Raw genomic sequence first — 8,308 nt, 5'->3', positions numbered from 1 at the left:
CGCCGCGTCAGGCGTCGGTGAACTAGCCGCCAACTTTGCCGTCGAGAAGGCCGCTCGCGCAAGTAACTATGCCAAGATCAACGGTTTTCGCTCCGAGATCGATGGGCTAGGACATTGGTTGGACCTCTGGGCACACCGGACGATGATGAAGTTCCCACACGATGGGACTCCAATGAGCGTCACCACGACGATGGAGGTTCCACCAGACCTTCGTCTCGCGGGCAGACTCAACTTGCGCGCAACCGTCAGAGGAACTGCGCCCAGCTCACAGGAGCCCGAGGTTCGATACACCAGCAGAACCCTGCTCCAGACGTACACGACGAGTGAGCGTGACTGGGCGGAACATCTTCAAGTACACAGGGCCATGCGCGACCTCTTGCGCATCGCGATCTGGAAGCCCGTTTCGTTCCTCGGCCACGAGGTCACCAGTGACAAAGAGAAGATTGCGATCAGGAGCGACACAGAACCTCGGTCGCGGTGGTGCGAGGTAAAGACTGCAGCCACTGGTATGGGGCTAGCAGTCTGGGGAAAGAGCGACCGTCCGCTCTTTGTCTTCGCTGACATCAAGAGTTCGGGCATACGAAAATGGCTGAAGTTTGGGGAAGAGAACCGTCGAGGACTCCGGCCCTTCCTGCGCTTGCTAGACATCCGCGCAGGAACTATCGACGAGCACATGGCGCAGCTTGGCATCGCGTTGGAGGCGTTCGGCTATCAGGCATTCCTAGATTCCGGGACGAGTGCCTCGCGGGCCGACAAGAAGACGATGGAGCAGCGGGTCCGCAAGATCGTCCAGCAGGTTGCCTCATGCGTCCCCGCCATCCCTGCGACGTTCGCAAAGGACCTCGCTGATGGCTACAACGCCGTCAAACACGCGAATCGGCCCGATCCCGATCCTGCCGACCTCGTCGCCAACTATCGACTTGGCGTGAAGGTCGTTCGAGCCTGGATCGCGCTAAGCATAGGCGCGGCTGAAACCGTCATCGCCGAGCGCCTGAACTGAACGAGTCGATGTTAAGCCTTGCCGTCGCCGGTCCCGACAAAGCGCGTCTTAGCCCACACGGTGCCACGGTGAACCCTGAACTGGCGTGCCAGCGCCGTCACGCTCACGCCCTGCGCCCGGGCTGTTCGCATAGCGTCCACTTCCTCGTCCGTGAGCCGTGTTCGAGGTCGTTTCGTTGGTTCCACCGACGCGCCGATCAGCGGGTCGCTAGCCTCGACCTCGGACTCGGCATCCCCACGAGTGCCCTGATTCCACTCGGAAATCAGCTTCTCAACCCGTAGTCGTCTGTTCCCGCAACGCTCCATTGCGCCCACCATAGAACCTCCGATCCACTCGGGGGTTCTTTTCGTTTCCCCTACGCCTGGGCCGGAGACCTCCCGGTTCCCTCACGCGCGTCCGCCGGTCGACCTGCCGTCGAGCTACCCGACAGGGATACGCACGACGCGGTCGTCGCCTTCGTCCGGGTCTCCCCGACCGTCGGTGTTGTTCGTCAGCAGCCACAACGCCCCGTCCGGTGCGACCGCGACGTCCCGAAGCCTCCCGAGCGACTCGACGAGGAACTCGCCGGAGGCACGGAGGTCGGTGAGCGGTACCTGTCGGATCCGCTCTCCGCGGAGGTTCGCGATGAAGATCGACCCCGCGGTGATCGCGATTCCACTCGGACTCGCGACGCCGGGAGCCCACTGCTGCACCGGATCGATGAAATCCGCACGGTCAGAGATGCCCTCCGCCCTCGGCCATCCGTAGTTGCCGCCCGGTTCGATCACGTTGAGTTCATCCCAGGTGTCCTGACCGAACTCGCTCGCGTAGAGCGTTCCGTCTTCGTCCCACGCCAGCCCCTGCGGGTTGCGGTGGCCCAGGCTGTAGACGGGCGAGCCCTCGAAGGGGTTGTCCTCCGGCACGCGCCCATCCGGTGTGACGCGGAGGATCTTCCCCGCGAGAGATCCGAGATCCTGAGAGCCTTCACGGTCGCCGGCGTCGCCGACCGTCACGTAGAGCATCCCGTCAGGGCCGAAAGCGATGCGGCCGCCGTTGTGGTTACCGGCGGCGGGGAGGGCGGAGAGGATCGTCTCGGGCTCACCGATCTTCATCGACCCCGGCGCGCCCGACAGGCCGAATCGTTGCACCCTGTTCTCGTCGGCGGCCGTCGAGTACGCGTACAGGTCGCCCTCGTGTACGGCGATACCGAGCAGGCCGCCTTCGCCGCGCGGCTCGACGCCCTCGATCACGCCCACCTCGCGCGTCTCACCCGCATCCGAGACCTCGACGATGCGGGCGGTGTCCCGTTCGCTGAGCAACGCGGTGCTCCCCGAGAACGCGATGGACCAGGGGTCTTCCAGGCCCTGCACGATCGTCTCCCTCTGCTCCGGGGAGATGATGACGGACCCCGCGGACAGCGTCGGCGAAGGCGGAGCAGGTGGTGTCGGCGCGCATGCGACGAGAGCGATCCCGGCGGCGCACAACGCGGCCGATGCCCTCAGCCCTCGCCGCGTCGCCCTCATCACTGTTACCTCGCCTCCGGTTCGACACTAGACGCGCTGCGCGCGGCGCAGAAGAGGCGTGTGTCCGAGGGGCCGCGTAGCCTGCCGCCGTGTCGACGAATCAGCTTCTCCCCGGCCCCTGCGCGCTCTGCGGAGGCACACGGGGAGTACGCACGGAGGGCGCGTGGTGCTGCGTCTCCTGCGGATGGCGCGTCGGCGACGCCCCCGATCCCGACCTCCCCCTCCCCCGTGTCGACGTCGTGTACTACATCCGATTCGACCGTCGCGTGAAGATCGGCACGAGCCGGCGTCCGCGACAGCGGCTGGCCAGCATCAGGCACGACGAGCTCCTGGCTTTCGAGCGCGGCGGTCGCGCCGTCGAACAGCAGCGACATCGCGAATTCGCCACGATTCGTGAGGGCGGTGAGTGGTTCACCTGGACAGACGAGCTGCGGGCGCACGTCGCCGCCCTCCAGGAAGAGGGCGAGCCGTGGCCGCTGTACGGACGCTGGTTGAGCGGAGCATTGCGCGGTATCGACGCCGCGACACCCGAGCTGTGACATGACGGTGCCGGGCGACTGCTTCGAGAAGTCCAGTCACCCGGCACCGCGTCTCGGGAAGGATCAGGCTGTGGCGGCCCGACCCCGGGCGGTCGCAGGCTGCGGCTGGCATCGGGATGATTCCTCCTCCTGTGGCGCCGCGGTGCGCGACTCACCACTGGTTCGAAGCCCGATGCGGATCGGATTGCTCCTCACGTGCCTCCCGGCGGCCCACCGAGCACCGGGTGAGACACCGCGGTCGATCGCCCCGGATCTTCGCGGCCGGGTCCCAGACACCACTGCTACGGTGAGGGTGCCGGTATCTTGCCGGCATCAGGGAAGACTTCTCGTCGACCAACGGGCCTCATCGGTCATTTCGTTCTCCGTCGCCTCCTCTGTGCGAGTCCGAGGAGCATCATGCCCACCCCGTCCGTTCCCTCTTTCATCGACCCCGCGCACGCCTGGGCCGCCCCGATCGCCCTCCCCTCGGGGACCACCGCGATCGTCTACTGCGAAGGCCAGTTCGGCGAGCAGGACGGCAAGACCGCCAACGGGCTGGTCCGCCACTCCGAGAAGTACGAGATCCTCAGCGTCATCGACAGCACCCACGCGGGAGCGGATGCCGGGATGCTTCTGGACGGACACGTGAACGACATCCCGATCCTCGACGGTCTCCCCACCGCGATCGCGCACGCCGGGCACGTCCCGGACTACCTGATCTGCGGCGTCGCTCCCGCCGACGGCCTGCTCTCAGCCGATCAGCGCACCGTGCTCCTGGATGGCATCGCCCGCGGAATGCACATCATCAACGGCCTGCACGAGTTCCTCACCGACGACGCCGAGTTCGTCGCCGCGGCGCTTCTCGCCCAGGTCACGATCACCGACATCCGTCGCCCGCGCGACAAGAAGGATCTCCACCTCTTCTCCGGTCGCATCTTCGACGTGACCTGCCCGCGCATCACGATCCTGGGCACCGACGGAGCGATCGGCAAGCGCACCACGGCGACGATCCTCGTGCGGGCGCTCAATGAGCGGGGCGTGCACGCTGTGATGGTCGGCACCGGACAGACCACGATCATCCAGGGCGGGCGCTACGGTGTCGCCCTCGACGCCCTCGTCCCGCAGTTCTGCTCCGGCGAGGTCGAGAATCAGGTCGTCGCGGCGTTCGAGGGCGAGAACCCGGATGTGATCATCGTGGAAGGGCAAGGCGCACTCAGCCATCCCGCCTACATCACCTCCGCGCACATCCTCCGCGGCAGCCAGCCCGCAGGCGTGATCGTGCAGCACGCCCCCGGACGCAAGGTCCTCGGCGACTTCCCCATGGTGGCGATGCCCACGGTCGCGAGCGAGATCGCCCTGATCGAGGCGTTCGCCGACACGACGGTGATCGGCGTGACCGTCAACCACGAGAACCTCTCGACGGAACAGCTGGCCACCGCGATCGACGAGATCGAGCTCCGCACGGGACTCCCCGCGACCGACCCGCTCACACGACCGCTGGCCGAACTCGTCGATATGGTGCTGCAGGCGTTCCCGATGCTCAGCCCGCGACGGACCAGCCGTAGCGCCGCGTGAGAGCCGTTCCGACGCGGTCGTAGCGGCGGCGATCGAGGACCGCCGCTTCCCGTCGCAGTCCGCGTTCGTGGACGCTGTACAGCTGCTCGATGTCGACCCAGGACTCGCGTCCCTGAGAGTCCCAGTCCCCGGTCCCGATCGAGAGGTAGTCCCGCTCCCCGTCGTGCGGCTTGCTGGTCATCCGCACCGCGTACACGCGATCCGCTGACTGCCGGCCGATCACGAGCACGGGACGGTCTTTGCCGCGCCCGTCATTCTCCTCGTAGGGCACCCAGGTCCAGACGATCTCGCCGGCATCCGGGGTACCGTCCCGCTGCGGCGCATAGGCGACCCGCAGATCCCTGATCCGGTCCGGATCGATGCGGGCGGTCTCGGTGCCGGCGGGGGCGGAGGTCTCCTGCGGGGTCCGCAGACGCGCGTCCGGGCGTCTCGGATCTGTTGTCCGAGACGCCCGGCCGGAGCCCACTGCCTTGAGCAGAATCTCCGCGAGTGTTGCCAGGATGCCGTTGGTCTTGCTCACACGGTCACCCTAACCGCAGATCACGCGTCGGCGAGTGCGTAGCCCTCCTCGCCGTGCACGACCTGGTCGACACCGGCGATCTCGTCCTCGTTCGTGACACGGAAGCCGATCGTCTTCTCGATGGCGAAACCGATGATGAAGGCGACCACGAAGGAGTAGATCAGCACTCCGAGCGCGGCGATCAGCTGCACGGCGAGCTGGCGGGCGTCGCCGCCGACGAAGAGGCCGGTCTCGGTGGCGAAGAAGCCGAGGTACACCGTTCCGATGAGACCACCGACGAGGTGGATGCCGACGACGTCGAGGGAGTCGTCGAAGCCGAGACGGAACTTCAGTTCGATCGCGAGTGCGCACACGACTCCGGCGAGTGCACCCAGCAGCAGAGCCCAGCCCGGCGTCAGGTTGGCGCACGCCGGGGTGATCGCGACCAGACCGGCGACCGCACCGGAGGCGGCACCGACCGAGGTGGGCTTGCCGTCCTTGATCTTCTCCACGAGGATCCACCCGAGGATGGCGGCAGCGGTCGCGCCCAGGGTGTTCAGACCGATGAGGCCGACCCCGCCCATGTCCTCCGCGAGCCACTCCGCGCCGGCGTTGAAGCCGAACCAGCCGAACCACAGCAGCGCGGCGCCGAGGAGCGTCAGAGGCACGTTGTGGGGCTTCAGGATGCCCTTCTGGAAGCCGATGCGCTTGCCGAGCACCAGCGCGAGAGCGAGGGCCGCGGCGCCCGCGTTGATGTGCACGGCGGTACCACCGGCGTAGTCGATCACACCGATGCCGCTGTCCTCGCCGAAGAGCGTGGTGCCGAGGTTCATGATCCAGCCACCGCCCCAGACCCATGCGGCGACCGGGAAGTAGCCGACGGTCGCGAAGATGCCGGCGAAGATCAGCCAGCTGCCGAACTTCGCACGATCCGCGATCGCTCCGGAGATCAGCGCCACAGTGATGATGGCGAAGGTGGCGCCGTAGGCGACTCCCAGGAGCGCGACGTTCGAGCCCTCACCCTCAGCCAGGCTCGAGAGCCCGATGTCGGCGAAGGGGTTACCCGCGAAAGCGGTCGGGCTGTCGACGGCGCTCATCGAGAAGCCGAAGAGAATCCACAGCACGGCGACGAGTCCGATGGAGCCGAAGCTCATCATCATCATGCTGACGACGCTCTTCGCCTTGACGAGACCGCCATAGAAGAAGGCGACGCCGGGCGTCATGAGCAGAACCAGCGCAGTCGCGGTGATCGCCCACGAGATGTTGCCGGGAGCATCCATAGGAAAACCTCACATCCGAAGTAATTGAGAGCTTCAGTGTGACGACCTGCGGTTTCGTCAATGCGTGAGGTTTGTTTCCCCGCGGTTACAGCGCGGCTCCGCCCGTGAACATCGCGTTACGCGATTCTGCGGGCTTACGCAGAATGTGTGAGGGCGTTGAGCCGAGAGATGGCGCGCAGGTACTTCTTGCGGTACCCGCCGGCGAGCATCTCATCGGAGAAGACGGAGTCGAGCCCGAGCCCCGTGGCGAGGATCGGGATCTGCGCGTCGTACACGCGGTCGACGAAAGCCACGAAGCGCAGTGCCTCCGACTGATCGGTGAGCTGGCGCACCCCGCGCAGACCCACACCGTCGACGCCGTCGATGAGTCTGATGTAGCGCGACGGATGCACCTGTGCGAGGTGGCGGATCAGATCGTCGAACCGATCGTCGGATGTCGCACCGGCAGCGCCCGCCTTCTCGACCGCGTCCGCGTACGCCGCGTCGTCGAGCACGACCGCGTGCCCGTCGAGAGCGCGCTGACGGAAGTCGACGCCGTCGATGCGCAGAGTCTGGAAGCTGTCGGACATGGCGTGGATCTCCCGCAGGAAGTCCTGTGCGGCGAAGCGTCCCTCGCCGAGCGCGTTCGGCGGGGTATTCGAGGTCGCGGCAAGCCGGGTGCCGGTCGGCACGAGCTCCCCCAGCAGACGGGTCATCACCATCGTGTCGCCCGGATCGTCGAGCTCGAACTCATCGATGCACAGCAGGTCGGCGCCTTTGAGCAGATCGACGGTGTTTTTGTAACCGGCCGCGCCGACGAGCGCGGTGTACTCGATGAACGAGCCAAAGTACTTCCGACGCGCAGGCATCGCGTGGTAGATCGACGCCAGAAGGTGCGTCTTGCCCACGCCGAACCCGCCGTCCAGGTAGACGCCGGGCTTGAGCTCCGGCTCCTTCTTCGCGCGGCTGAACAGACCGCCGCGCTTCGCAGGCGTTCCGCGCCCGGCGAAGCGCATCAGCGTCTCCTTCGCCTCCTCCTGCGAGGGATAGGCCGGATCAGCGCGGTAGCTGTCGAACGTCGCGGAGTCGAACTGGGGCGGCGGCACCAGGCTCGCCAGCATCTCGGGTCCGCTGACAGTCGGCTGACGCTCGGTGAGGTGCACGATTCCCGTGCGGCTGGTCTGGTCGGTCATCACAGTCCTGAATCAGGTGCTCACCTGTGTCGAAGTCTTACGAATCGGGCGCAGGGTGCTCGGCGGGGATCTATCGTCGAAGGGACGGATCAACACTACGCCGTCTGCCACCGCCCCCTCGTCCGCTCAACGCTTCGGAGATCCCATGGCCATCGAGTTCGATTCCTCCTCCCCCAAGTTCGCCGAGTATGCCGAACCGGGCCGCCTCGTGACCACGCAGTGGCTCGCGGAACGGCTGGGAGCGCCGGGTCTGGTGGTCGTCGAGTCCGATGAAGACGTCCTGCTCTACGAGACCGGCCACATCCCGGGAGCGGTGAAGGTCGACTGGCACACCGAGCTCAACGACCCCGTGGTGCGCGACTACGTCGACGGCGAGGGCTTCGCCGAGCTGCTGAGCCGCAAGGGCATCGATCGCTCGGACACGGTCGTCATCTACGGCGACAAGAACAACTGGTGGGCCGCCTACGCCCTCTGGGTCTTCTCCCTCTTCGGTCACGAGGACGTGCGTCTGCTCGACGGCGGACGCGACCGCTGGATCGCGGAGGGGCGCGAGCTCACGCGTGAGGCGACCAGCCGTCCGGCCACGGAGTATCCGGTCGTCGAGCGCGACGACTCCCTCATCCGCGCGTACAAGGATGACGTTCTCGCCCATATCGGCAGCCCTCTGATCGACGTCCGCTCTCCCGAGGAGTACACCGGTGAGCGCACCACGGCGCCCGCGTACCCCGACGAGGGCGCGCTGCGTGCCGGCCACATCCCCAC

At 66.6% G+C, this 8,308-nt stretch carries 8 protein-coding genes; 4 read left to right on the top strand and 4 right to left on the bottom strand.

Going from position 1 to position 8,308, the window contains the following annotated elements:
- A partial coding sequence (locus KZA10_RS04185; protein WP_218682252.1) for a HEPN domain-containing protein occupies positions 1-1,000 on the top strand: 1,000 nt, incomplete at its 5' end.
- Positions 1,001-1,419: 419 nt separating this feature from the next.
- Here the strand turns inward: KZA10_RS04185 and KZA10_RS04180 are convergent.
- Positions 1,420-2,502, bottom strand: a complete 1,083-nt coding sequence (locus KZA10_RS04180) for a sorbosone dehydrogenase family protein (RefSeq protein WP_218682251.1) — start codon at positions 2,500-2,502, stop codon at positions 1,420-1,422.
- A gap of 89 nt (positions 2,503-2,591) precedes the next feature.
- Between KZA10_RS04180 and KZA10_RS04175 the strand changes: the two genes are divergently transcribed.
- The gene (locus KZA10_RS04175; RefSeq protein ID WP_218682250.1) at positions 2,592-3,041 is read left to right on the top strand and encodes a GIY-YIG nuclease family protein; all 450 of its coding nucleotides are present in this window, start codon (positions 2,592-2,594) and stop codon (positions 3,039-3,041) included.
- A 396-nt stretch (positions 3,042-3,437) separates the two neighbouring features.
- On the top strand, positions 3,438-4,595 hold the full coding sequence (locus KZA10_RS04170; protein WP_174799575.1) for a DUF1611 domain-containing protein: 1,158 nt from the start codon (positions 3,438-3,440) through the stop codon (positions 4,593-4,595).
- Here KZA10_RS04170 and KZA10_RS04165 read toward each other — a convergent pair.
- The 3 genes from KZA10_RS04165 to zapE form a co-directional block, all read right to left on the bottom strand.
- The gene (locus KZA10_RS04165; protein ID WP_218682249.1) at positions 4,561-5,115 is read right to left on the bottom strand and encodes a type II toxin-antitoxin system PemK/MazF family toxin; all 555 of its coding nucleotides are present in this window, start codon (positions 5,113-5,115) and stop codon (positions 4,561-4,563) included. The genes KZA10_RS04170 and KZA10_RS04165 overlap by 35 nt on opposite strands.
- Before the next feature lie 20 nt (positions 5,116-5,135).
- Positions 5,136-6,374, bottom strand: coding sequence for an ammonium transporter (locus KZA10_RS04160; protein ID WP_055867970.1), 1,239 nt, complete (start codon positions 6,372-6,374; stop codon positions 5,136-5,138).
- 134 nt (positions 6,375-6,508) lie between these two features.
- On the bottom strand, positions 6,509-7,546 hold the full coding sequence (zapE, locus tag KZA10_RS04155; protein ID WP_218682248.1) for a cell division protein ZapE: 1,038 nt from the start codon (positions 7,544-7,546) through the stop codon (positions 6,509-6,511).
- A gap of 145 nt (positions 7,547-7,691) precedes the next feature.
- On the opposite strand from zapE, the gene KZA10_RS04150 reads away from it, so the two are divergent.
- A partial coding sequence (locus tag KZA10_RS04150) for a sulfurtransferase (protein ID WP_218682247.1) occupies positions 7,692-8,308 on the top strand: 617 nt, incomplete at its 3' end.

The organism is Microbacterium sp. BF1, assembly GCF_019279095.1.
Lineage (GTDB): Bacteria > Actinomycetota > Actinomycetes > Actinomycetales > Microbacteriaceae > Microbacterium > Microbacterium maritypicum.
The sequence above is the reverse complement of the archived record's forward strand: the minus strand, read 5'-3'. Positions and strand labels throughout refer to the sequence as shown.